This window comes from Limnohabitans sp. TS-CS-82, from assembly GCF_002943475.1.
Map to the genome: position 1 here is coordinate 129407 of NZ_PTQX01000005.1, position 23855 is coordinate 153261.

The 23855-nt window shown below is 58.6% G+C and carries 23 protein-coding genes; 1 reads left to right on the forward strand and 22 read right to left on the reverse strand.

Translation table 11 applies throughout. The features are described 5' to 3' along the window. Positions 1 to 15: 15 nt before the first annotated feature. The 19 genes from C5F52_RS12505 to C5F52_RS12595 all read right to left on the reverse strand — a co-directional run bounded on the left by C5F52_RS12505 (position 16) and on the right by C5F52_RS12595 (position 18955). Complete coding sequence (locus C5F52_RS12505) at positions 16 to 1344, reverse strand: adenylosuccinate synthase (protein ID WP_104798769.1); 1329 nt, start codon at positions 1342 to 1344, stop codon at positions 16 to 18. A gap of 46 nt (positions 1345 to 1390) precedes the next feature. Next, on the reverse strand, positions 1391 to 2557 hold the full coding sequence (locus C5F52_RS12510) for an ATP phosphoribosyltransferase regulatory subunit (protein WP_104798770.1): 1167 nt from the start codon (positions 2555 to 2557) through the stop codon (positions 1391 to 1393). A gap of 50 nt (positions 2558 to 2607) precedes the next feature. Next, positions 2608 to 2802: a DUF2065 domain-containing protein gene (locus tag C5F52_RS12515; protein ID WP_104798697.1), complete on the reverse strand. Its 195-nt coding sequence runs from the start codon at positions 2800 to 2802 to the stop codon at positions 2608 to 2610. 12 nt (positions 2803 to 2814) lie between these two features. After that, entirely contained in the window at positions 2815 to 3723 is a 909-nt protein-coding gene (gene hflC / locus C5F52_RS12520) for a protease modulator HflC (RefSeq protein ID WP_104798698.1), read from the reverse strand. Between the two features lie 14 nt (positions 3724 to 3737). Continuing rightward, entirely contained in the window at positions 3738 to 5075 is a 1338-nt protein-coding gene (gene hflK, locus C5F52_RS12525) for an FtsH protease activity modulator HflK (protein WP_236657848.1), read from the reverse strand. 11 nt (positions 5076 to 5086) lie between these two features. Continuing rightward, positions 5087 to 6292, reverse strand: coding sequence for a GTPase HflX (gene hflX, locus C5F52_RS12530; RefSeq protein WP_236657849.1), 1206 nt, complete (start codon positions 6290 to 6292; stop codon positions 5087 to 5089). 69 nt (positions 6293 to 6361) lie between these two features. After that, the gene (gene hfq / locus C5F52_RS12535) at positions 6362 to 6628 is read right to left on the reverse strand and encodes an RNA chaperone Hfq (protein WP_104798699.1); all 267 of its coding nucleotides are present in this window, start codon (positions 6626 to 6628) and stop codon (positions 6362 to 6364) included. Positions 6629 to 6693: 65 nt separating this feature from the next. After that, the gene (gene der, locus C5F52_RS12540) at positions 6694 to 8034 is read right to left on the reverse strand and encodes a ribosome biogenesis GTPase Der (RefSeq protein ID WP_104798700.1); all 1341 of its coding nucleotides are present in this window, start codon (positions 8032 to 8034) and stop codon (positions 6694 to 6696) included. 24 nt (positions 8035 to 8058) lie between these two features. Then, positions 8059 to 9186: an outer membrane protein assembly factor BamB gene (gene bamB / locus C5F52_RS12545; protein WP_104798701.1), complete on the reverse strand. Its 1128-nt coding sequence runs from the start codon at positions 9184 to 9186 to the stop codon at positions 8059 to 8061. Then, positions 9183 to 9854 carry a tetratricopeptide repeat protein gene (locus C5F52_RS12550; RefSeq protein WP_104798702.1) on the reverse strand — a complete coding sequence of 224 codons (672 nt, stop codon included), beginning with the start codon at positions 9852 to 9854 and terminating at the stop codon, positions 9183 to 9185. The genes bamB and C5F52_RS12550 overlap by 4 nt, the downstream gene beginning before the upstream one ends. A gap of 46 nt (positions 9855 to 9900) precedes the next feature. Then, complete coding sequence (gene hisS / locus C5F52_RS12555; protein WP_236657857.1) at positions 9901 to 11175, reverse strand: histidine--tRNA ligase; 1275 nt, start codon at positions 11173 to 11175, stop codon at positions 9901 to 9903. 124 nt (positions 11176 to 11299) lie between these two features. Then, the gene (ispG, locus tag C5F52_RS12560) at positions 11300 to 12562 is read right to left on the reverse strand and encodes a flavodoxin-dependent (E)-4-hydroxy-3-methylbut-2-enyl-diphosphate synthase (protein ID WP_104798704.1); all 1263 of its coding nucleotides are present in this window, start codon (positions 12560 to 12562) and stop codon (positions 11300 to 11302) included. Beyond that, positions 12552 to 13256, reverse strand: coding sequence for a RodZ family helix-turn-helix domain-containing protein (locus C5F52_RS12565; RefSeq protein WP_104798705.1), 705 nt, complete (start codon positions 13254 to 13256; stop codon positions 12552 to 12554). The genes ispG and C5F52_RS12565 overlap by 11 nt, the downstream gene beginning before the upstream one ends. After that, a complete protein-coding gene (gene pilW / locus C5F52_RS12570; RefSeq protein WP_104798706.1) occupies positions 13253 to 14101 on the reverse strand; it encodes a type IV pilus biogenesis/stability protein PilW in 849 nt (282 codons plus the stop codon). Before pilW ends, C5F52_RS12565 begins: the two co-directional genes overlap by 4 nt. Further along, on the reverse strand, positions 14098 to 15228 hold the full coding sequence (rlmN, locus tag C5F52_RS12575) for a 23S rRNA (adenine(2503)-C(2))-methyltransferase RlmN (RefSeq protein ID WP_104798773.1): 1131 nt from the start codon (positions 15226 to 15228) through the stop codon (positions 14098 to 14100). The genes pilW and rlmN overlap by 4 nt, the downstream gene beginning before the upstream one ends. A 45-nt stretch (positions 15229 to 15273) precedes the next feature. Further along, positions 15274 to 15699 (reverse strand): nucleoside-diphosphate kinase, encoded by a 426-nt coding sequence (ndk, locus tag C5F52_RS12580; protein WP_104798707.1) that lies wholly within the window; start codon positions 15697 to 15699, stop codon positions 15274 to 15276. 114 nt (positions 15700 to 15813) lie between these two features. Further along, positions 15814 to 17175: a pseudouridine synthase gene (locus C5F52_RS12585; protein ID WP_369952038.1), complete on the reverse strand. Its 1362-nt coding sequence runs from the start codon at positions 17173 to 17175 to the stop codon at positions 15814 to 15816. Further along, a complete protein-coding gene (gene scpB / locus C5F52_RS12590) occupies positions 17093 to 17815 on the reverse strand; it encodes an SMC-Scp complex subunit ScpB (protein WP_104798709.1) in 723 nt (240 codons plus the stop codon). Before scpB ends, C5F52_RS12585 begins: the two co-directional genes overlap by 83 nt. A gap of 165 nt (positions 17816 to 17980) precedes the next feature. After that, a complete protein-coding gene (locus C5F52_RS12595; RefSeq protein WP_369952034.1) occupies positions 17981 to 18955 on the reverse strand; it encodes an RluA family pseudouridine synthase in 975 nt (324 codons plus the stop codon). A gap of 110 nt (positions 18956 to 19065) precedes the next feature. Between C5F52_RS12595 and C5F52_RS12600 the strand changes: the two genes are divergently transcribed. After that, complete coding sequence (locus C5F52_RS12600) at positions 19066 to 19839, forward strand: outer membrane protein assembly factor BamD (protein ID WP_236657850.1); 774 nt, start codon at positions 19066 to 19068, stop codon at positions 19837 to 19839. A gap of 27 nt (positions 19840 to 19866) precedes the next feature. Here the strand turns inward: C5F52_RS12600 and C5F52_RS12605 are convergent, their stop codons facing one another. From C5F52_RS12605 to zapE, 3 genes are read right to left on the reverse strand one after another with little or no spacing between them, the layout of a single operon-like run. Beyond that, the gene (locus C5F52_RS12605; RefSeq protein ID WP_104798774.1) at positions 19867 to 22005 is read right to left on the reverse strand and encodes an ATP-dependent DNA helicase; all 2139 of its coding nucleotides are present in this window, start codon (positions 22003 to 22005) and stop codon (positions 19867 to 19869) included. 11 nt (positions 22006 to 22016) lie between these two features. Further along, positions 22017 to 22652 carry a hypothetical protein gene (locus tag C5F52_RS12610; protein WP_104798712.1) on the reverse strand — a complete coding sequence of 212 codons (636 nt, stop codon included), beginning with the start codon at positions 22650 to 22652 and terminating at the stop codon, positions 22017 to 22019. Then, complete coding sequence (gene zapE / locus C5F52_RS12615; protein ID WP_104798713.1) at positions 22649 to 23746, reverse strand: cell division protein ZapE; 1098 nt, start codon at positions 23744 to 23746, stop codon at positions 22649 to 22651. Before zapE ends, C5F52_RS12610 begins: the two co-directional genes overlap by 4 nt. Positions 23747 to 23855 lie beyond the last annotated feature (109 nt).

Consider the following 23855-nt stretch of genomic DNA (forward strand, 5'->3'; position numbering starts at 1 on the left):
AATTAAAACGCCGAGTTAAGCCACGTAGGGGTGGGTCAACAAAATGGTGTGGTCGCGGTCAGGGCTGGTGGACACCATGTGAATGGGCACGCCAGTGGTGTCAGCAATGCGGTTGAGGTAGTGCTGAGCGGCTTTGGGCAACTTGTTGTAGTCGGTCACACCCACGGTGCTGTCGGTCCAGCCAGGGATGGTTTCGTAGATGGGCTTGCAACGCGAAATTTCGTCAGCGCCCATGGGCAAGATGTCGATGGTTTGGCCATCCAGCTCGTAACCCACGCACAAGAGCAACTCAGTCAAGCCATCGAGCACGTCGAGCTTGGTGATGCACAAACCGGTGAGGCCGTTGACTTGCGCGCTGCGTTTGAGCAAGGCGGCATCGAACCAGCCGCAACGGCGTGAACGGCCAGTGGTCACGCCTTTTTCAGCGCCCACAGTGGACATGTGATAGCCGGGGTTGCCGGGGGTTTCCCAATCCAACTCTGTCGGGAATGGACCGCCGCCCACGCGTGTGCAATAGGCTTTGGTGATGCCCAAGATGTAGTGCAACAAACCTGGGCCCACGCCAGCGCCTGCAGCGGCGTTACCGGCCACGCAGTTGCTGGAGGTGACGAAGGGGTAGGTGCCGTGGTCCACGTCGAGCAAGGTGCCTTGTGCGCCTTCGAACAACAGGTTGGCACCGGCTTTGTGGGCTTCGTTCAACTCGCGTGACACGTCGGCCACCATGGGCAAGATTTCCTTGGCGTAGGCCATGGCTTCGTTGTAGACCGTATCAAAGTCGACAGCGGGTGCGTGCAAGATGTCGGTCAACACATGGTTGTGCAGCTCCAAGTTCTCGCGCAGTTTGGTAGCGAAGCGCTCGGGATGCTTCAGGTCTTGCACGCGCAAGGCGCGGCGTGCAATTTTGTCTTCATAGGCGGGGCCAATGCCGCGGCCTGTGGTGCCGATCTTGGCCGTACCGGCCTTCTCTTTGGCGGCTTCACGCGCGATGTCGATGGCGGCGTGGTAAGGCAAGATCAAGGGGCAAGCTTCGCTGATGCGCAAACGTGAGCGCACTTCGACGCCCGCTTTTTCGAGGCCCGCGATTTCTTCAAGCAACTTGGTGGCAGACAAGACCACACCGTTGCCGATGTAGCACTTCACGCCCGGGCGCATGATGCCGCTAGGAATCAAGTGCAACGCAGTTTTTACACCATTGATGACCAAGGTGTGGCCTGCGTTATGACCGCCTTGAAAGCGCACCACGCCGGTGGCGGTTTCGGTCAACCAATCGACCAATTTGCCTTTGCCTTCGTCACCCCATTGGGTGCCGACCACGACGACGTTACGGCCTTTGGTTGCAGCCACGGTTTGTCCTTGGGTAGTGCTCATATCCACTCGATTACTAAAAAAATTAAAGGGCTTGAACGGCAGGAACAGCTTGCACTGCCCATTGGCCGGCGACTTCGATCAGTTCACGATCGCAATCAAATTCATCGACTTCACTCTCGTGGCCTGGCATCACGCAGACCACGGTTTCACCATTGGCACGCAAGGTGGCAATGGCTTCGCGCAAACCTTTGGCAGTTCCCCAAGGCGCGCGAATGGCGGCTTTGAGGGCACGCTCGGGCACCACGCTGACCAACTCTTTCAGGTCCAAACTGAACCCGACGGCGGGACGCTTGCGACCAAACACGGCACCGACTTCGTCGTAGCGGCCACCGCGCACCAAGGCGTCGCTGGCACCGGGCACAAAGATGGCAAAGCGCACGCCGCTGTAGTAGGCGTAGCCGCGCAGATCGGCCAAGTCAAAGGTGATCGCCACACCGCTCAAGTCGGCTGCAATTTGACGCAACTCAGCCAAGGCTTGTAGGACCACAGGCCATGCGGCAAAGGCTTTTTCAGCTTGCGCCAACACCGATGCGTCGCCATACATGTCGACCAAAGCCACCAAGGCGGTGCGCACATGGGCAGGCAAATCTTTGGAGAGGGCTTGAACGCCTGAGGTGTCTTTGGCCGCCAAGGCGCTGTGCAAGGCATCGCGCGCGTCAGCCGTCAGGGTAACGCCGCTGAGCAAGGCCGGCACGATGCGCGCATCGCTCAAGTCGACCGTGAATTGGTGGATGGACACGGCTTTGAGGGTGTCCAACGCCAAGTGCAGCACTTCGAGATCGGCCTCGATGCCGGCGTGGCCATAAATTTCAGCACCAAACTGCAAAGGCTCACGGGTGGCGAATGGGCGGTCTGGGCGCGTGTGCAGCACGGGGCCGCAGTAGCACAGACGCGTCACACCGGCACGGTTGAGCAAATGGGCATCAATGCGAGCCACTTGCGGCGTGGTGTCCGCGCGCAGACCCAAGGTACGACCCGAGAGTTGGTCCACCAGTTTGAAGGTTTGTAAATCGAGTGCGCGGCCGGTGCCGGACAACAACGATTCGAGGTATTCGAGCAGCGGCGGCATGACCAACTCGTAGCCGTAGCCCCGAGCCGTGTCTAAATAAAGACGGCGCAGCTCTTCAATGTGCCGGGCCTCAGAAGGCAGAACATCGGCGATGTGATCCGGCAGAACCCAAGCGGACATGTGATTGATGGAGGCTGTTAAAACAGAGATTTTACCGGTCTTCTCGGGCATTAACCCAGCCACCAGAGCATCAAAAGCCCAACAAACACGCAAGCCAAACCAAAAAAGCGGATTTGACCGTTGTGTAAGGCCAAAACTTGCACCATTTTCTGACGCCAGCCCTCGGGCGAAATAAAGGGAAATAGCCCTTCGACGATCAGCATCAAGCCGAACGCCACCCACAGCGTATCGCCGTCAAAACTCATGCGACCGCCTTTTTACTTTTTAGGTGCTGGCGCGTTGCCACCACCGCTGCTGCGCATGGCTTTGAAAAAGTCACTCGATGGATCGAGCACCATCACGTCGCCCTTTTTATTGAACGTGGCTTTATAGGCTTCAAGGCTGCGGTAGAACTGGGCGAACTGCGCATCGCGACCAAAGGAGTCGGCATAGATGCGGGCGGCTTGGGCATCGCCCTCGCCTTTGATGATCTGCGCTTCGCGGTAGGCGTTGGCCACGGTCACTTCGCGTTGGCGGTCGGCATCGGCGCGAATCTTCTCGCCCTCAGCGGCACCGGTGGAGCGCAGCTCGTTGGCCACACGCTTGCGCTCGGCTTCCATGCGGCGATACACCGATTCGGTGATGGCATCCACATAGTCGGTGCGGGTAATGCGCACGTCCACCACATCCACGCCCCAAGGCTTGGCACCTTTGACAGCAGCCAGCACTTCGCGTTTGACATCGCCCAGCAACTCTTCGCGTTTGAGCGACAGCAGTTCTTTCACGGTGCGTTTGTTGATTTCTTCTTGGAACGCGTTGCGCACCACGCGGGCGAGTTGAATCGCGCCTGCGTTTTCGTCCAAACCCACGTTACGGATGTATTGCGATGGGTCGGTGATGCGCCAACGGGCATACCAGTCAATCACCACGCGTTGCTTTTCAGCCGTCAACATCGGCTCGGTGTCGGCGTTATCGAGCGTCAGCAAACGCTTGTCGATGTAACTCACGTTTTGGAAAGGTGGCGGCAGCTTGACGTTCAAGCCGGGTTCGGTGATGACGTTTTTGATCTGACCAAACGAATAGACCACGCCGAACTGACGCTGGTCCACCACAAACAAGGTCGAGCTCAGCAATGCCAAAGCCACCATCGCAGAAGAAATGTAGAAACCGATTTTGTTGTTTTGCATTTTGTGTCCTCTGATCAACGGCCGTCACGGTCACGCGAACGGCCATCACGCGCACGCGCGTCGCTGGCCGCTGGATTGGTGCTCAGCGCATTGGTCCCTGTGCCCGCGGCATCTGCGGCTGGCGTATTCGCCGTGGCATTGGCAGCATTGGTTTGTTGAATGATTTTGTCCAAGGGCAGATAGAGCAAGTTCGAGCCTTGCTTGGTGTCGACCAACACCTTGGTGGTGTTGCTGTAAATCTGCTGCATGGCGTCGATGTACAAACGGTCACGCATGACTTGCGGCGCCTTTTGGTACTCACCCACCAGCGATTTGAAGCGTTGTGCATCGCCTTCGGCTTGCGCCACGATGCGGGCTTTGTAGCCGTCCGCCTCTTGCTTCAAACGCGAGGCGGCGCCAACAGCGCGTGGCACCACATCGTTGGCATAAGCCTCGGCTTCGTTCTTGGCACGCTCGCGTTCTTGACCGGCTTTGAGCACATCGTCAAAGGCGGCTTGCACTTGCTCGGGGGGACGCACGCCACCTTGTTGCAAGTTGATGCCCACCACCTCAATGCCCACTTTGTATTGGTCAAGAATGGCTTGCATCAAGGTGCGAATGCGTGGGCCAATTTGGTCACGTTCTTCGGACATGGCGGCGTCCATCTTCATCTTGCCCACCACTTCGCGCACGGCTGTTTCGGCGGCTTGCACCACGGTGTCAGTGGGGTTCTTGGTTTCGAACAAATAGGCGCGCGCGTCGGTCAAACGGTATTGCACGGCGAATTTGATTTCAAGAATATTCTCGTCTTCGGTCAGCATGGCCGATTCGCGCAGGCCCGTGGCTTTGACGATGTTGTCGCGGCCCACATCGACCGAGCGAATTTGCGTGACAAACACCAACTCATTGCGCTGAAACGGATAAGGCAAGCGCCAGTTGAAACCCGCACCCACGGTCGAGTGATAACGACCAAACTGCGTGATCACCGCTTGCTGGCCTTCTTGCACGATGAAAAAGCCAGTCGATAGCCAAATGGCCACCAACACCGCCGCAATCACGCCAATGCCAAAACGTGCCACCTTGAATTGCGGACCGGAAGGATCGCCAGGAGGCGGTGGGTTTGAGCCGCCGCCTTTGCGCTGGCCAAACAAGCCAGACAACTTGGCATTGAAATCACGCCACAACTCATCCAAATCTGGAGGCCCACCAGCGGCTGGACCTTGCGGTTTTTTGTCGTCGGGCTTGGGCTCAGTCGGTCCCGATTGGGTGCCATTCTCGTTGTCGCGACCCCAACGGCCGTCGTTGAGGTTGAACATGCCGAGCAGTCGCGACAACCAAGAGCTTGGGGCCACGTTTTTAGAATTGGAGTTCATACGCATCGTTGTTATTTCTCTGAAGTCTTCATTGTGCCCAAGTTGAGGCCTCGTTCGTCAGATGTTGGATAAGACGTGAGGTCATCGGGCAAGTCTTGCAAGGCCTCTTGGGCCAAATATTCACGCAAGCCAGCCAAACCCTCGCCGGATTTGGCACTCACAAAGAACCGTGGAATCGCCACACCGTCCACCGTGTAAGTGTCTTGCATCAGCAAGGGACGCGTTTCTTCGCTCACGGCGTCAAGTTTGTTGAACACCAAAACTTGCGGTACATCCGCAGCGCCAATCTCGACCAACACCTTTTGCACCTCGGCCATTTGCTCGGGGAAATTGGGGTTGGAGGCATCGACCACATGCATCAACAAGCTCGCATCCGCGGCCTCTTGCAAGGTGGCTTGAAAGGCGTCAATCAAGCCATGGGGCAAATCGCGAATGAACCCCACCGTGTCCGACAGCGACACCGAGCGGCCCACCCCCTCTTTGTTGCCCAAATAGAGCTGACGCGTGGTGGTGTCCAGGGTGGCGAATAATTGGTCAGCCGCGTAGGCACGGGCTTTGACCATGGCGTTGAACAAGGTCGACTTGCCTGCGTTGGTGTAGCCCACCAGCGAGATCGTGAAGGCATCGCGGCGGTTGCGCTGGCGGCGCTGGGTGCTGCGTTGACGTTTGACTTTTTCGAGGCGCTCGCGGGTGCGCTTGATGGCGTCGCCAATCATGCGACGGTCCAGCTCCATTTGGGTTTCGCCAGGGCCACCGCGCATGCCAATGCCGCCGCTTTGTCGCTCCAAATGCGACCAACGGCGCACCAAGCGCGTGCTGAGGTATTGCAGTTTGGCCAACTCCACCTGCAATTTGCCTTCGTGGCTGCGTGCGCGTTGGGCGAAGATTTCCAAAATCAAGAAAGTACGGTCATTGACCGGCATGCCCATGTGTCGCTCTAAATTGCGCTGCTGGGCGGGGCTCAGGGGCTGTTCAAACAAAATCTCGACGGCACCATGCAATGTGGCGAGTTCTTTGATTTCATCGGCCTTTCCGCTGCCCACGAACAAAGCGGCGTCGGGGGCTTTGCGTTTGCAAGTCAGGCGCGCCACGGGTTGAAGACCCGCAGTCTGAGCCAGCAACCCCAACTCTTCGAGTTCGTTGTCGAAATGGGGCAAACCAAAATCAACCCCGACCAACAAGGTGGGGGCAACGTTTTTACGGTCAGAGTCGTTCAAGCGGTCAATCTAAAAAATGAAGGCGTAAAAAAAGGGCTGTGACCAGCCCTTTTTGCAGAGCTACCCAGCTCAAACTTCGGGCGAACTGCCCGTACCGTCGGTGGGGTTGAAGTTCACAGCGCGGCCCGGCACGATGGTCGAGATGGCGTGTTTGTAAACCATTTGCGTCACGGTGTTGCGCAACAGAACCACGTATTGGTCAAACGATTCAATTTGACCTTGCAACTTGATGCCGTTGACCAAGTAAATGGACACGGGCACATGCTCGCGACGGAGGATGTTCAGAAAAGGGTCTTGCAACAGCTGGCCTTTGTTTTTTGAGTTGTCGGTGTTCACGATATTCTCCGTGTTTCAGTAGTTGTGAAGAGGTCTGACCTTACCACAGCGAGAGGTCAAAGACCTCAAGCTTCCTTGTCCTTGTAGGGGTTCTGCGAGGTTTTCATCTCGATGCGCAAGGGTGTGCCTTCGAGCGAAAACGCTTTGCGGAAACGGCCTTCCAAGTAACGCTTGTAGGTGTCGGTGACGTGCTCCAGCGAATTACCGTGAATCACGATCACAGGCGGGTTCATGCCGCCTTGGTGGGCGTAGCGCAATTTGGGGCGGAACATGCCGCCGCGTTGTGGGCTTTGGAATTGCACGGCCTCCAACAACAAACGTGTGAGCACAGGCGTGGACATTTTGCACATCGCAGCGCGGTGCGCTTGCGCAATGGCGCCCCACAACGGGCCCAAACCTTGACGCTTCTTGGCCGAGATGAAATGCAAGGCCGCAAACTTCAAGAACGGCAAACGCGTCTCGATCGAGCGCATCAGCATTTCGCGTTGGTAAGAGTCCACGGCATCCCATTTGTTCACGGCGACCACCACGGCGCGACCGCTTTCCAAGATGTAGCCCGCGATGTGCGCGTCTTGGTCGGTCACGCCTTGGGTGGCATCGAGCAACAACAGCACCACATTGGACGACTCGATGGCTTGCAAGGTCTTGACCACCGAAAACTTCTCGATGGCTTCAAACACTTTGCCTTTGCGGCGCAAACCGGCGGTGTCGATCAGCTCAAACTTTTGACCTTCGCGCTCGAACGGCACACTAATGGCGTCGCGGGTGGTGCCGGGCATGTCAAACGCCACCAAGCGCTCCTCACCCAACCATGTGTTGATCAGGGTCGACTTGCCCACGTTGGGGCGACCGGCCACCGCCAGCTTGATCGAGCCGTCGTCCACGACTTCGGCGTCTTCGTCGATCTCGGGCAAGTTCAAGGTGGCCAAAGCCGTGTCAACCAAATCGCGCACGCCTTGGCCATGCGAGGCCGACACAGGCAGCACATCACCCAAGCCCAGCTCGTAAAACTCCACCAGCTGAGCGCCCTCTTTCATGCCTTCGGCTTTGTTGGCCACCAGCAGCGTGGGCTTGCCCAAACGACGCAGGTAATTGGCAATGTCGTGGTCTTGGGCGGAAATACCGCCACGCGCGTCCACCACAAACAACACCACGTCAGCCTCGGCCACCGCTTGGCGAGTTTGACGGGCCATTTCTTTGTAAATGCCGTCGTGCGCATCGGGCTCAAAGCCACCGGTGTCAATGACGATGTATTCGTGCTTGCCCAAGTGCCCGTTGCCATAGTGGCGGTCACGGGTCAGGCCTGCGAAGTCGGCCACGATCGCATCACGCGACTTGGTCAAACGGTTAAACAACGTGGACTTGCCAACGTTGGGGCGGCCCACCAGGGCCAATACGGGTTTCAAAACTTATTCCTTAAACATTCCCAATTACGGGATTTGCAGGCCTGTCACGCGACCTTCGCGTGTGACCAACACATAACGCTCACCCGCCAACACAGGTGCAGCAGCGAGTTCGCTACCGTCCAGCTTGACGCGGTTGAGCAAGGCGCCATCGGCCAATGACAAAACGTACAGCCAACCGCCGTCGTCTGCCAGTAACACGCCACGGGGCGTGACCAAGGGCGCGCTGAGCACGCGGTATTTGAGGCGCTCGGTTTCCCAAACGCGTTCGCCGTTGTTGCGGTTCCATGCTTGAACCACGCCGTTGGCGAGTCCGGCAATGAGCACGGTGTCGTTGCCGCTCACGCCTCGGGCGCCTGCGGCAGCACGGGTCCAGACGCCCTGCCCGCTTTGGGCATTGACACAACCGATTTGTGACTGAAAGGCGCGCACGCACACGCTGTCGCCCAAACGGTCGACGGGGCTGAGCAAGTCGACCAAGCGCTCCACATCGTTGGTGCCACGCGGCGAGGCGATGGCCGACTCCCAGCGGATCACGCCGGTGTTGGGGCTCAAGCCCACCAAACGACCGGCAAAACCGGTGATCAACGTGTCTTTGAACGCCATCAAGACGCCCGCTTGCTTGAGCACCAGAGGCTCGCCCGCGCGTTGTTGGGTCCACAACTTGGCGCCTGAGTTGCCATCAAACGCCAACACAGAACGGTCCGCCGTGAGCACAAACACGCGCGCTCCAGCCACCAAAGGCGCAGTGAACGACTGCGCTGGCAAGGTCTTGCGCCACTGCACTTGGCCATCGCGCATGGCCACCAATTGGTTGTCGCGGGTGATCACGGCGACCTGCTGGCCATCGCTGCCCACGCCCGCGGCAATGGCTTGTTTCAAATTCAAACGCCACACGTCTTTGCCTGTGGCCGCATCCAACACCGCCACGGTGCCTTCGCTGTTGGCCAGCGCCACGCGACCGTCACGCGCCGTCACCACGAGGGGGAAATTAACTTCGCCCAATGCCGATGACCAGCTGGTGCGCACATCTTGCAGCACCGACACGACCGGAATATCAGCCGGTTTAGGTCGCGACGACGAACACGCCGCCAGTGCCAAACACACAGCGGCATAAGCCAAACGGGAACACCAAAACGGGGCGTTGAATTTCACTTCGTAGACTCCACAGCAGCTTTTTCTTCGGGGTCAGCCCCCAAAGCCGCGAGTTTGACCGCGACCAAACGGCGGTATTCAGCGTTGGGCTCCAAGACTTTCCACGCATCTTGGTAATGCTTCACCGCGTCTTGAGGCTTGCCTTCGAGCATGTCGAGGTCGCCCAAACGATCGGCCATCAAGGGCGCAAACGCTGCGGGCACTTTGGCACTGAGCTGCTTGCGGGCTTCGTCGAACGCTTTTTCTTCAATTTGCAAGGCAGCCAAACGCAAACGGGCCAAGGCTTGGTAGCCTTCGTCGCTGGCTTTCTCGCTCACCCATGTCAATTGGGCTTTGGCGTCTTTGGCGCGGTCTTTGTCTTGGTAAACGCGTGCAGCCAACAAGGCGGCTTGCTGGGCGTAAGTGGTGCTCGCGAATTTGTCTTTGATGTCAGCCAATGAGCGGTCCAACAAAGGCATGTCGGCGCTCATGGCCGCGCGCTCGACCGTGTCGTACAAGGCGGCAGATTGCGTAGCTTGCTTGACCGAATACGACTGCCAGCCCATCCAAGCAGCGTAGCTACCGAGGACGGCAATCAGCACCCAAGTGATGAGGTCGCCCCAGCGCTTCCAGAAGTGCTTGAGTTCATCGAGTTGTTCTTGTTCTTCGAGGTCGAGGTGCGAGGCCATAGTGATCAATGCTTACAAAAAGTTACGCGGATTGTAGGGGGGCCGCTCAGGCCACCACGCTTTGAGGCTGGGCAAGGCTTTGCGCCACGCACACGGCGACATCAACGAGTGGCACCGCTTGCTGGGCACCCACACCGTCACGCAGCGACTTGAGGGTGACTTCGCCACGGGCCAACTCGTCGCCGCCAAAAATCAGGGCGAAACGGGCGCCGCTGCCATCGGCCTTTTTGAACTGCGATTTCATGCTGCCCATACCCTCGCCCGCCCCAGCGTGCATTTGCACGGACATGCCCTGCGCGCGCAGGGTTTGGATGGTTTTGAACACCACGGGCAAGGCTGACGCATCGGGCACGATGGCGTACACATCAGGGCCCACGGCCTCTGGCAAGGTGCCCTGCTCTTTCAGCAACTCCAACACGCGTTCGACGCCCAAAGCCCAGCCCACGGCCGGTGCGGGCTTGCCACCCACTTGCTCGATCAGGTAGTCGTAACGGCCACCGCCGCAGATGGTGCCTTGCGAGCCCAAGCGGTCGGTCACAAACTCAAACACAGTGAGGTTGTAGTAATCCATGCCACGCACCAAGCGCGGGTTGATGCGGTAGGCCACACCGCTGGCGTCCAAAATGGCTTTGACCGCGTTGAAGTGAGCCAGCGAGGCTTCGCCCAGGAAATCGATCAACTTCGGCGCGGCTTCCACCACGGCTTGCATGGCTGGGTTCTTGGTGTCCAAAATACGCAGCGGGTTGCTATGCAAGCGACGTTTGGCCTCTTCGTCCAGCACATCGGCGTGGGCTTCCAAGTGCGCAATCAAGGCTGTGCGATGCGCAGCGCGTTCGTTGGGCTGGCCCAAGCTGTTGAGCTCCAAACGCACGTCTTGCAAACCCAGCTCTTGCCAGAGCGTGGCGGCCAACAAAATGAGTTCGGCATCCACCTCGGCGCCAGGAAAGCCCAAAGCCTCCGCGCCGATTTGGTGAAACTGGCGGTAGCGGCCACGTTGTGGGCGCTCGTGGCGGAACATGGGGCCCATGTAGTACAGGCGCTTTCCGCCGTCGTACAGCATGTTGTGTTCGACCACGGCACGCACCACACCGGCAGTGGCTTCAGGACGCAGCGTGAGTTGCTCGCCGTTCAAGCGGTCTTCAAAGGAGTACATCTCCTTTTCCACAATGTCGGTCACCTCGCCCAAACCACGCACAAACAAAGCAGTGGGTTCGACGATGGGCGTGCGCAGATTGCGGTAGGCGTGGCGTGCCATCAAGCCGCGCACTTTGTCTTCCAGCCATTCCCATTGGGCTGAGGCTGGGGGCAACAAGTCGTTCATGCCTTTGACGGCTGTGAGCGCTTGGGCCTTGGCGGGCTTGCTTGATTTCACGGGCTCGGCCGCGTGGTTTGGGGTGAGTTCAGAAGTCACGTTTCGATCCAGAAGTCTTCATCACGCTTGAGGCTTAGCCGAAGCGTTTTTCAATGTAGGTTTCAACAATGTGGTGGAACTCTTGCGCGATGTTGTCGCCGCGCAAGGTCATGGCTTTTTCACCGTCAATGAACACGGGAGCCGCAGGTGCTTCACCGCTGCCGGGCAGGCTGATGCCGATGTCAGCATGCTTGCTCTCGCCAGGGCCATTCACGATGCAGCCCATCACCGCCACTTTGAGGTTTTCCACGCCAGGGTATTGGGTACGCCACACAGGCATTTGGGCGCGCAAAAAGTCGTCAATCGACTTGGCCATTTCTTGGAACGTGGTGCTGGTGGTGCGACCGCAACCTGGGCATGCGGTAACGCTGGGCACAAACGTGCGCAGGCCCAAGGCTTGCAAAATTTCAGAAGCAATCACCACCTCTTGCGTGCGCGCCTCGCCGGGCTGCGGTGTAAGCGAGACACGGATGGTGTCGCCAATGCCTTCTTGCAAAAGAATAGACAAAGCCGTGGCCGATGCCACCGTGCCCTTGGTGCCCATGCCTGCTTCGGTGAGGCCCAAATGCAGCGGATAGTTGCAGCGCTGAGCCAACTCGCGGTACACCGCAATCAGATCTTGCACGCCGCTCACTTTGCAGCTGAGCAAAATTTGGTTGGCCGACATGCCCATGCTCTGCGCCAGTTTGGCCGAGTCGATGGCCGAGGTGATCAAAGCCTCGTACATCACTTGCTTGGCTTCGAAGGGTTTGGCACGCAAAGCGTTTTCGTCCATCAATCGGGCCAGCAGTTCTTGGTCGAGGCTGCCCCAGTTCACGCCGATGCGCACAGCCTTGTTGTAGCGCATTGCGGCTTCAATCATTTGGCCGAATTGCTTGTCGTGCTTGTCGCCCTTGCCCACGTTGCCGGGGTTGATGCGGTACTTCGACAAAGCTTGCGCACAGTCAGGGAACTCGGTCAACAAACGGTGGCCGTTGTAATGAAAGTCGCCAATCAGCGGCACGTTGATGCCCATTTTGTCGAGCTGCTCGCGCACATAAGGCACAGCGGCTGCGGCTTCGGGCGTATTCACTGTGATGCGCACCAACTCAGAGCCCGCCAAAGCCAACTCTTTGATTTGAATGGCGGTGCCAATCGCGTCCACCGTGTCGGTGTTGGTCATGGACTGCACGCGCACGGGCGCGTCACCACCAACGGTCACCACATGGTCACCCCATGCCACACGCGCTTGCAAGGTTTGGCGAGCTTTGGGCTGCGACATGGCAATGCCGCAAGGCAACAACGTGTCAGCGGACATGCCCAGCTCCTGAAGCGCTCGTGGGGGTCTGCGCGGCAGCAGGTGCCACCGCATTCAGGGGGGCAGACGCGGTGGCCATCGACTGAACGGGCACAAGCACCAAGCCTGAAGGCACCGCCTCCACGACCGCCGCAGAGGCAGCCATCACAGCGGGGGCCACAGGTATCACAGATTCCGTCACCGCGTCGGCGGGCGTGGCGTCTTTGCTGCCGAGCAAACTTTGAACATCGGGCCAAAACGCCAACACCAAGGCCACCAGCAGCGCCAAAACGGCGCCACCGCGCATGGGCGTGAACAAAGCCGTCGTCGTCAGTAACTTGGATTGCGGCAAAAACGAAGGACGCTGCAAGGGGAAATCAATCCCGCGTTCATCTTTGGGCGCCAATCGCGACACGTCTTGGCCGGGCAACAAGGCCAACACAGGCGCTGCATCCATCTTCAGAATACGGCACACGGCCAAGGCCAACGCACGGGCAAACATGGCGTCTGGCAACTCGTCCAAACTGTCGTTTTCAAGGGACTCAAGCTTGCTGACAGGCACCTTCAACGAGCTGGCCAAAATCTCGATCTTGACGTCTTGCGTCTCGCGGTAATGGCGCAACAACGCTCCGGCTGTTTGGGTCGCCACGGGGTGTGAATCCACCTGAACGTCAGGCGTTTGAGATTCAGAAGAGGTCGAAATATCTTGGGTCATTGGTCTTGAAATTTACCCTGAGCCAGCGCAAGCGCTTGGGTCGAGTTGGGAAAGGACTGGTTCAATTGTTGCGCGAGGCGGCGTTGTTCTTGAGGCTGCGCCAAAGCACGGGTCAGCTGGATGCCCAACCAAAGGCTTTCAGCACTGGCTTGGGGCGAGCTGTTGAGCGAGGACAGGGTCACTTGGGCGCGCTGTGCATCGCCATTTTGCCAATCGAGAACAGCCAATTGGTAGCGGGCGACAGGATTGGCAGGTTCGAGAGCCAAAGCCGCGTCAAAACTGCGTCGCGCCTGTGTTTTTTGCCCCGCGCGAAGTTGGCATACGCCCAAGGCCATCCAGCTTTTGCCGACCTGACGGTAGCCAGCTTGCGACACCGCTTGCGTCAACTGCGCTTGGGCGGGTTCGAAGCGGTCTTGCTGGCACAAAAACCAACCATAGTTGTGCTGTACCTCGGCCAAATCGGCGGGGGTGGCGAGCGGTTGAGACGCGAGTTGCAAGGCCTGCTCAAAACTTTGCTGGGCCAACGCGGGGGCGTTGGCACGCTGGTGAATGAGGCCAATCAAACTGAAAGCTTGCGGGTAGGTGGCGTCGATTTGCAACGCAGCGCGCGCCTCTTGCAGAGCGGCATCCGATTGGTTTTGCTCAAAGTAGGCAGAAGCCAATGCCAAACGACGCATGGCACGTTGGCGCTGCGCATCGGGCTCGGGCGTGGTCAAGGCATCCAACTGTGCAGCGCGTGTGTCTTGCATGGGTGAACTGCAGGCTTGCAAACCCAACACACACCACATCAAGGCGAAAAACGCCACAGTTTTGATCCATTGCTGCGCGCCCAAGCGCCCGTTCATGAGGGCACCTGTTTGAGCGCAATCACGCGCTGCTTGGCCATGCGCGAGTCCACGTCGGTGCGGTCTTTGACATCACCGGCCAACTGACCGCAAGCGGCATCAATGTCGTCACCTCGGGTTTTACGCACCGTGGTGATGATGCCGGCTTCGCTCAATCGCGCTGCAAAGGCTTTCACCGTCGCGGCACTGGAACGCGTCAACCCGGACGCAGGGAAAGGGTTGAACGGAATCAGGTTGAATTTGCACGACACACCCTCACCTGCCCCGCGCTTTGGTTTGACCAACTCGATCAAAGCTTGCGCATGTTCGGGTTGGTCGTTCACGCCGTCCAACATGCAGTATTCGAAGGTGATGAAGTCGCGTGGCGCGTGGGCCAAGTAGCGACGACAGGCGTCCATCAACTCATGCAACGGGTATTTGCGGTTGAGTGGCACGAGGTTGTCGCGCAAGGCGTCCGTCGGGGCATGCAAAGACACAGCCAAGGCCACGGGGCAATCCTCACCCAAACGGTCCATCATGGGCACCACGCCCGAGGTAGACACGGTCACGCGACGGCGCGACAGGCCGTAGCCGTGGTCGTCCAGCATGGCACGCAGGGCGGGCACCAAGGCGCTGTAGTTTTGCAGCGGCTCGCCCATGCCCATCATCACCACGTTGGAGATGATGCGGTCGGTGGTGTTGAACTGTTTGCGCAGCGTGTGCTCGGCAAACCACAGCTGCGACAAAATTTCGCCTGTGGTGAGGTTGCGACTGAAGCCTTGGTGGCCCGTGGAGCAAAAGCGGCAACCCACGGCGCAACCGGCTTGTGACGAGATGCACAAAGTGCCTCGGTCGTCTTCAGGAATAAACACGGTTTCGACGGCGTTGCCGTCACCCACGTCGAACAACCACTTGATGGTGCCGTCGGCGGAATCGTGTCTGGAAATGGGGGTTAAGGGCTGAACCTGAGCGCAGGTTTTCAGCTTTTCACGCAGCGACTTGGCGAGATCAGACATCTGATCAAAGTCTTGTGCGCCTTTTTGATGAATCCAGCGAAACAACTGGGTGGCGCGAAAGCGCTTTTCGCCCAGCTGTTCACAAAAAACGGCCAAACCGTCGAGATCAAAATCAAGCAGGTTGGCCGTCATTTTTTTATCGCTGCCGTCGTTGTTACCAACCACAGCAAACTTTCTTTACTTAGCGTAAACGTTCATGCCAGCGAAGAAGAAGCCGATTTCAACAGCGGCAGTCTCAGCGGCGTCAGAACCGTGCACAGCGTTGGCATCGATGCTGTCAGCGAAGTCAGCGCGGATGGTGCCAGGGGCTGCGTCTTTAGGGTTGGTAGCACCCATCAAGTCACGGTTTTTCAAAATAGCGCCTTCGCCTTGCAACACTTGGATCATGACGGGGCCAGAGACCATGAAGTCGACCAAGTCTTTGAAGAAAGGACGTGCAGCGTGCACAGCGTAGAACTGCTCAGCTTCGCCACGTGACAGGTGAGCCATGCGAGCGGCGATGACTTTCAAGCCAGCAGCTTCGAAACGGGCGTAGATTTGACCGATGACGTTCTTAGCAACTGCGTCGGGCTTGATGATGGAGAGGGTACGTTCGATAGTCATGTTGGAATTTTCCTTGTTTGACGTTTTAAAAACTGAGTTCGACAAAAGCGAAGCCCGTTATTTTAACCGCTCAAAGGGTTTCCCCCTGAGCATTTGTGATGCTTTTAGCCGTGATCAGCGGCCGTTACGGCCTCGACCAAAACTGCCACCGGGGATGCCGCCGCGTTTAGGAGGGCCCGCAGGCGCAGAAGAAGGCTTGCGAGCACCCACCAAACCGGCTTTGAAGGCCTTGTGGCCGTCTTTTTTGCGTTGACGCTCCATCGCGTAGCTGTCAGCACCGATGTAACCCACCGACGTTTGCATGGGGTCGGGCTGTTGCTGCTGCACGGGCTCAGGCTTGCCTCGGCCACCGCGTTTGCGCTCGCTCATGACCAAACGCTCAGGACCGCGTGGACGCTCGTCCGGTGCGCGTGGCATCGACGGACGTGGGCCCACGCTGTTGCCACGGCGGCGGCTGTTGGCACGCTCGGTGCGGTTGTTTTGCGAGGGGCCGCTGGCCATGGGGGCCTCGGCACCGGCAGCTTCCATCAAGGCGCGAATGTCGCGCTCGCCCAACTCCACAAAAGCACCGCGCTTCAAACCGCGTGGCAGCACCATGGCGCCGTAGCGAATACGAATCAAACGGCTCACGGCGTGACCGACAGCTTCGAACATGCGACGCACTTCGCGGTTGCGGCCTTCAGAAATGGTGACGCGATACCAGCAGTTGGAACCTTCGCCGCCGCCCTCTTCAATGGAGCCGAATTGCGCAGGACCGTCGTCGAGCTGAATGCCCGTGACCAGTTGTTCTTTTTGGTCTTTGCTGAGTTTGCCCAAGGAGCGCACCGCGTATTCGCGTTGCAAACCGAAACGGGGGTGCATCAGCTGGTTGGCCAACTCGCCCGAGCTGGTGAACAGCAACAGGCCTTCGGTGTTCAAGTCCAGACGACCCACCGACTGCCACTTGCCTTGGTAGAGGCGCGGTAAACGGCGAAACACGGTGGGACGGTTTTGTGGGTCGTCCATGGTCACTACTTCGCCCGCAGGCTTGTGGTATGCGATGACACGCGGAGGCGGTGGTGCAATACGCACTTTGAGCTGACGGCCGTTGACCTTGATTTGGTCACCAAACTGCACGCGCTGGCCGGTGTGGGCCACCTCGTTGTTCACCGCGACGTGACCGTCGGCAATCAAACGCTCCATCTCAATGCGCGAGCCCAAACCCGATTGGGCCAAGACTTTGTGCAACTTGGGCGATTCGGGCTGGGGCAAGAGCACGCGCTTTTCAGGCGCGGCATCGGCGCGAATCAGCTCGGCGTCAAACTGGCCGGAGACAACATCGTCGAAGTCAAACGCGGCGTCATCGGCATCAAAAGCGTCTGCGAGCTCTGGCGTGTTGCCAGGGTGATTATTTTCAGTGTTCATGGGGTTCGTCGCCAGGTGTGGCGGGTTCGCTAGGGAGAGATAGGTGGAAGACTTCGGGCTCGCCCAGTTCAGGGGCGAGCAAGATGTCCGGTGCGGATGGGAGTTCTGTGGGTGCGGTGTCAACAGGCGCATCCAACACCATGTTCATTTGCAGGCTGGGATCGTCTTCGCCCAAACGGGCAAAGGCGTTGGCTTGGGCTTGGGCCGTGTCGTAAGTGGGCAATTGGTCCAAAGACGCCAAGCCCAAATCGTCCAAAAACTGGCGCGTGGTGGCAAACAAGGAGGGACGACCCACCGTTTCGCGGTGACCGATGACTTCAACCCAACCCCGGTCTTCCAGCTGCTTGATCACCAAAGAGTTGATGGTCACGCCACGCACGTCTTCCATGTCCGCGCGGGTCACGGGCTGGCGGTAGGCAATGATGGCCAAGGTTTCCATGGCTGCACGGCTGTATTTGGGTGGCTTTTCGGGGTGCAGGCGATCCAAAAAGGGGCGCATTTGAGGGCGGCTTTGAAAACGCCAGCCCGAAGCCACATGCACCAGCTCGACGCCACGCTGGGCCCAGTCGAGTTGCAGTTCTTCCAGCAGCGTTTTGATGGTGTCTGCGCCCAAGTCATCTGCGAATAGCACGCGCAAATCGCGCACTTGAATCGGCTGATGGGAGCAAATCAAAGCGGTCTCAAGCACACGCTTGGCATCCACGGTGTTCATCGTGAGGGGTTCCGAGGTCAGGGAATCGAGGAAAGTGTCCCCGAAACACGTCTCGGGGCCGGTAAGGCAAAGCTCAAATGGACAGGGCCAGTTGTTGTTCTAGCGTTCGCGAAGTCAGAGCCAAAGGGCTCACCGCTTTCACAAGCGGGTGCGTGATTGTAACGCTTATGGCTTTTTAAGGCCCAGCCCATCCAACAATGCCACCATGTCCGCAGGCAATGGCGCCTCAAACGAAAGCGCTTTGCCCGAAATGGGATGCTCAAAACTCAATCGAAACGCATGCAGCGCTTGGCGGTCAATGCCCAAAGTCATGGGACCGGCGTACAAAGAATCGCCCACCAGCGGATGCCCAATGTGGCCCATGTGCACACGAATTTGATGCGTGCGGCCGGTGTGCAAGGTGCATTGCACCAAACACGCTTCTTCTTGGCTGGCCAAGCAATCAAACGTGGTGTGGGCTTCTTTGCCGGGCAAACGCTCCAAATCGACCACGGCCATGCGCAGGCGGTTGCGGTAGTCGCGGCCAATGCCAGCCACCACGTCGCGATTCGGGTTGCCATTCCATTTGCGGTAGGCCACGGCCAAGTATTCGCGGTGCACATCACGGGCGGCAATTTGCTCGACCAAGGCGTCCATGCAGCGACGGGTGCGTGCGACCACCATCAAACCGCTGGTGTCTTTGTCCAACCGGTGCACGATGCCAGCACGCGGCAGCATGACCGCCTGCGGGTCCAAAGCCAACAAGCCGTTGAGCAAGGTGCCGCTCCAGTTGCCCGGCGCGGGATGCACGACCAAGCCAGCGGGCTTGTTCAAAATGCGTAAATCGTCGTCTTCGTAAACCACATCCAAAGGAATATCTTCAGGCTTGAACGCCTGACTTTGCGGCGTGGGACGCAAGGCCACGTGGTAACGCTCGCCCATGCGCACTTTGCTAGACGCCTTGGTCACCTCGCGCTGCGTGGGCAAGATGCACGACACACACCCCTCGGCCAACAACTGCTGCGAGTAGCTGCGCGAGAACTCGGGCAGCAACAAAGCCAAGGCGCGGTCTAAACGCTCACCGTGCAAGGTGGTGGGAATGTCGAGCTCGCGCCACTCGATCTCGGGACCGTCCACCAGCTCAACGTGTTCGTCTGGCAAAACATCCTCAAGGATTGAGGGTGCGGCGGTCGGCTGTGCCGATAGAATGGTTTGTCTTTGCTTCAAGAAAGTGGCCTGTGGTGTTACGCCTTCAATTATCGGCTGTGTGGATGGCTCTCGGAATGTCTGCGGCCATTCTTTTATCGGGTTGTGCCCAAAACTATGACCCGACCTCCGCTTGGAGCGTGGACAAGCTGTACCAAGAAGCCAAAGACGAGCTCGCCGCTGGCGGCTACGACAAGGCCATTGGTTACTACGAAAAGCTCGAAGGCCGTGCGGCGGGTACGCCCATGGCACAGCAAGCGCAACTCGACAAAGCGTGGGCCCAGTACAAAACCAACGAGCCCATTCAGGCCGTGGCCACCTTGGACCGTTTCATCAAGTTGCACCCCGCCAGCCCTGCGCTGGACTACGCGCTGTACCTCAAAGGCGTGGTGAACTTCAACGACAACTTGGGCCTCTTCTCCACCCTCGCCCAACAAGATTTGGCGGAGCGTGACCCCAAGCAGGCCAAAGAATCGTTTGAAGCATTTCGTGAATTAACCACACGATTCCCGCAATCAAAATATGCCGAAGACGCGCGCCTGCGCATGGCTTACATCAAAAACTCGCTGGCTCGCTCAGAGGTTTATGTGGCGCGTTATTACTTTGAGCGCGGTGGCTACGTCGCAGCGATCAACCGTGCACAAGCCGCGGTTCAAGAGTTCCGCGATGTGCCTGCGGTGGAAGAGGCTTTGTTCATCTTGGTCAAGTCCTACGACAAACTGGGCTTGGTGCAATTGCGCGACGACACACGCCGCGTGCTCGAAGCCACCTACCCAAACAGCGTGTTCTTGTACCCAGAACGCGCGGTCGCTCCCAAATCTTGGTGGAAATTTTGGTGAGTTAAACCGGCTTGACGCGTCCAGCGATTAAGCCGGTTTGAGCGCGTCCAGCGCTTGCGCCAAGTCCGCGTCATTGCCGAGTTGGCGCATAGGGGGTAACGCCGCAATCAAACGTCGGCCATAGCCCGTCGTCACCAAACGGTTGTCACACAGCACCAGCACGCCTTGGTCTGTTTCGCGGCGAATCAAACGGCCTGCGCCTTGCTTCAAGGCCACCACGGCCTCGGGCACAAAGTAATCATTGAACGGGCTGCGCCCCTGCGCTTCCAAGCGTTTGCCACGCGCCTCCACCAACGGGTCGTTGGGCGGGGGAAACGGCAGCTTGTCAATGATGACCAATTGCAGCGCATCACCAGGCACGTCAAAGCCCTCCCAAAACGTGGCCGAGGCCACCAACACGCAACCACCCTCTTCGGTTTGCGCACCTTCGCGGAATCGCTCCATCAAATGGCGTTTGGGCCACTCACCTTGCACCAACACCTCGATGCCTGAGCCTTCGAGTTGCTGCTTCATCCCATCGCCAATCGCACGCAAGGCGCGCAGCGTGGTGGTGAGCACCAAAGTGCGTCCCCCTAAACGGCGGGCTGCGTCGCTGGCCAGCTGGGCCACTTGGCCACTGTGCGCCGGATCGTTGGGCTTGACCAAGTGGCGCGGCACATACAAGGCCGCCTGCGCGGGGTAGTCAAACGGACTGCTCACCCGCAAGATCTGAGCAGACTCTAGGCCGCAAGGCTCGGTGAACCAACGCAAACGGGGGTCATCGCCCAAGGTGGCGGACGTGAAAATCCAGCTTCGAGGCCGCGTGTCTTCATCGGGGCGTGCACGCGCCGCGAACGCATCAACATTCAAATCTTGCGCGTCGTCATGTTCGGCTAAAAAACCACCCGCATCGGCCAAGACCTCGGGCTCATCTTGCCAAGGTGCTTCGTCGTCTTGGCCAATTTCTTTAGCGCCAACGCCTTGCGTCAGCAGCCGGTCTCGCACCGTCGCCGCGATGTCGAGGGGTGCCTCCATCAGGCGAATTTGCGAAGCGCTCACGTCAACCCAACGCACGGCATCGTGCGCGCAGGGTTCTAAAAATGCCTGCACACGTTTGGCAATTTCGGCCACGCGCTCGAACAAACGCATGAAGTCGGGCGCAATTTCGCTCACTGTTTCTAAGGCGCGCAAAGCTTGCAAACAGGCCGCGCCCACATCGTGCAACGACTGCTGCCACGCAGCGGGATGAATGTCTTCGGGGGCCTCGCCCACCCAACGTAACTTCAAGGCGCCTTGGCGTTTGCCCACGACTAAGCGCAACTCACGCGCTGATCGCTCCAGCGCCGACGCCGTGCCCTGCCAATCGGCCAGACCACGCGCCAACTGCAAGCCCGTAGCCAACACATCGCGCGTGATATCCAGCAATTGCGCCGTGCCAATTTGGTTGCCCAAGAAGTTGACGCCGGTTTCGTTGAGTTGATGGGCCTCATCAAAAATCACCACGCGAACGCTGGGCAACAACTCGGCCATCCCCGACTCGCGCACCGCCATGTCGGCAAAAAACAGATGGTGGTTGATCACCACCACGTCAGCCCCCAAAGCCTCGCGACGCGCCGCATTCACAAAGCAGGTTTTGAACTTCGGACACTGCGAACCCAAACAGTTTTCACGGTTCGAGGTGATGAGCGGGATCAGTGGCGAGCGCTCATCCAAGCCTGGCAGCTCCGCCAAGTCGCCACTGCGGGTGGCCATGGACCAGGTTTCAACGCGCGACAACAAATGTGCCGTGTGGCGGTCGGTGGCACTGTGGTCTTGACGCGCCAATTCCATGCGGTGGGTGCACAAATAACTGGAGCGGCCTTTGAGCAAGGCCAAGCGCACTGGCAAATTCAAAGCCTTGACCAAACGCGGCAAGTCGCGGGCGTACAACTGGTCTTGCAGCGCTTTGGTAGCGGTCGACAGCAACACGCGTTCGCCACTCAACAAGGCAGGCACCAAATAGGCAAAGGTCTTGCCCACGCCTGTGCCCGCCTCGACCACCAAACTACCGCCCAAGGCCACCACATCAGCCACGGCCAAGGCCATGTCCGTTTGACCTTGGCGAGGCTGGAAATGGTCGGTGCTGCGCGCCAACACGCCCAAGGGCGCAAAGGCTTCTTGCACCATGTCGCGCAAGGGGTGACTCATGGCGGTGTCGCTCATTGGCTGGCTCCACGCGCAGGCAACGAGGCTGCAGGCGGCTTGTCGCGTTCACGCAATTTTTTTTCGAGATCAGCGCGACGCTGAGCCGCCTCGCGCTGCTTTTGTTCGTAGGCTTCACGCTGCTGACCTTGCGCAGCATGGTCGGCCTGTTTTTGTACGGCGCGATCCGCTGCGGCTTTGGCGTTGTCAGCGGCATACGTTTGTCGCGTTTGCTCTCGCACACGCGCCAAGGCATTGGTTTCGGCCAAACGCCGCTCCGCCTCTTCGGCTTTGAGGCGTCGCTCCACGGTGTTGAACGCAATTTCGTCTTTTCGCAAAGCTGCATGCGCCTGCAAGCGACGTTCACGCGCTTCCAAACGGCAACTCGTGACATCAAACTTCTGATAACACACCGTCATCTCTTGGTTGTAGGCCGTCTCTAACTGCTGGCGGCGAGCCAGCAGCTGCTGGCTCTGTGCTGCGCGTTCAGCCGCTGAAGCGACCGGTGGCAAGCCCTGCGCATCGGCATGCAGGGCAACTGCCGAGGTTGCAACGGGTCCGCTCGCTGTAAGGGCAGCAGGGTGCAAGACATCCTGCGCGCCTGCACCAACCCACACCACCAGGGCCCAAAGCGCGATGACCCTTTTTTTCATGTGAGCGACGTATCCACCATGCGTCGCTCCAGCGCCAAAAACTCGGCCGACTGCATCTCGTTCAAACGTGACACTGTGCGCGGAAATTCGTGCGCCATCGGGCCTTGCGTGTAAAGCTCTTCGGGGGGCACAGCCGCCGACATCATCAGCTTCACGCGACGGTCGTACAACACGTCAATCAGCCAAGTGAAACGTCGTGCTTCGGCCGCTTTGTTCACCGGCATGTGCGGCACATCGCTGAGCAGCACGGTGTGAAATTGGCTGGCAATCTCTAAATAATCGTTTTGCGAACGCGGGCCACCACACAGCTCTTTGAAGTCAAACCAGACCAAGCCGCCCGCACGACGTCGTGCTTTGATTTCTCGGGCCTCGATGTGCAACACCGGATCTTCGTCGGCGCATTCGGCCAAACGCTTGAACGCGTCTGTCATGGCCGTATCGGCTTTTTCGCCCAAGGGCCGCAAATACAACTCGACCTGCTCCAAGGTGCGACGGCGGTAGTCGGTGCCGTTGTCCACGTTGATCACGTCCAGCGATTTATTGAGCAAGTCGATGGCTGGCATGATGCGATCGCGGTGCATGCCACCGGGGTACAGATCGTCGGGCTTGAAATTGGACGTGGTCACAAAACCCACGCCGTTTTGAAACAACGCGTCGAGCAAGCGGTGCAAGATCATGGCGTCAGTGATGTCGGCCACATGAAACTCGTCAAAGCAAATCAATTTGTAGCGCTTGGACATGCGTTTGCCCAGCACATCCAAGGGGTTCACCGTGCCTTGCAACTCGCGCAACTCGCGGTGCACCTCGCGCATGAACTCATGAAAATGCAAACGCGTTTTGCGCTTGATCGGCACCGCGTCATAAAAGCAATCCATCAAAAAGCTCTTGCCACGCCCCACCCCACCAAACATGTACACGCCACGGGGAATGGGCGGACGGTTGACCAGTTTTTTCAGCGGGCTCGAACGCTTCTCCTTGTAAGCGGCCCACTCGTCAGCGCAACGCTGAAGGGCGTCAATGGCACGCAGCTGGGCAGGGTCGCTTTTAAAGCCACGGATTTCGAGTTCTTTGAGGTAGTTTTGATGGACGGACATAGCGGGGTGTATTGTGCCTTGGCTCCTAAGGGGTCAATCAAGCCAAAGCACAAAAGCCCAAGCGTCCCCAACACTCTCACATGGGGGACGCGAAGGTCGATAGACACCC

What these genes read in the sequence shown, in the direction of transcription:
- C5F52_RS12510 (WP_104798770.1), bottom strand. Translation starts at nt 2,557, where the DNA reads ATGTCCGCTTGGGTTCTGCCGGATCACATCGCCGATGTTCTGCCTTCT.
- C5F52_RS12515 (WP_104798697.1), bottom strand. Translation starts at nt 2,802, where the DNA reads ATGAGTTTTGACGGCGATACGCTGTGGGTGGCGTTCGGCTTGATGCTG.
- hflC (WP_104798698.1), bottom strand. Translation starts at nt 3,723, where the DNA reads ATGCAAAACAACAAAATCGGTTTCTACATTTCTTCTGCGATGGTGGCT.
- hflK (WP_236657848.1), bottom strand. Translation starts at nt 5,075, where the DNA reads ATGAACTCCAATTCTAAAAACGTGGCCCCAAGCTCTTGGTTGTCGCGA.
- C5F52_RS12550 (WP_104798702.1), bottom strand. Translation starts at nt 9,854, where the DNA reads ATGGCCTCGCACCTCGACCTCGAAGAACAAGAACAACTCGATGAACTC.
- hisS (WP_236657857.1), bottom strand. Translation starts at nt 11,175, where the DNA reads ATGAACGACTTGTTGCCCCCAGCCTCAGCCCAATGGGAATGGCTGGAA.
- ispG (WP_104798704.1), bottom strand. Translation starts at nt 12,562, where the DNA reads ATGTCCGCTGACACGTTGTTGCCTTGCGGCATTGCCATGTCGCAGCCC.
- C5F52_RS12565 (WP_104798705.1), bottom strand. Translation starts at nt 13,256, where the DNA reads ATGACCCAAGATATTTCGACCTCTTCTGAATCTCAAACGCCTGACGTT.
- pilW (WP_104798706.1), bottom strand. Translation starts at nt 14,101, where the DNA reads ATGAACGGGCGCTTGGGCGCGCAGCAATGGATCAAAACTGTGGCGTTT.
- rlmN (WP_104798773.1), bottom strand. Translation starts at nt 15,228, where the DNA reads ATGACGGCCAACCTGCTTGATTTTGATCTCGACGGTTTGGCCGTTTTT.
- ndk (WP_104798707.1), bottom strand. Translation starts at nt 15,699, where the DNA reads ATGACTATCGAACGTACCCTCTCCATCATCAAGCCCGACGCAGTTGCT.
- scpB (WP_104798709.1), bottom strand. Translation starts at nt 17,815, where the DNA reads ATGAACACCGTGGATGCCAAGCGTGTGCTTGAGACCGCTTTGATTTGC.
- C5F52_RS12600 (WP_236657850.1), top strand. Translation starts at nt 19,066, where the DNA reads ATGGCTCTCGGAATGTCTGCGGCCATTCTTTTATCGGGTTGTGCCCAA.
- C5F52_RS12605 (WP_104798774.1), bottom strand. Translation starts at nt 22,005, where the DNA reads ATGAGTCACCCCTTGCGCGACATGGTGCAAGAAGCCTTTGCGCCCTTG.
- C5F52_RS12610 (WP_104798712.1), bottom strand. Translation starts at nt 22,652, where the DNA reads ATGAAAAAAAGGGTCATCGCGCTTTGGGCCCTGGTGGTGTGGGTTGGT.
- zapE (WP_104798713.1), bottom strand. Translation starts at nt 23,746, where the DNA reads ATGTCCGTCCATCAAAACTACCTCAAAGAACTCGAAATCCGTGGCTTT.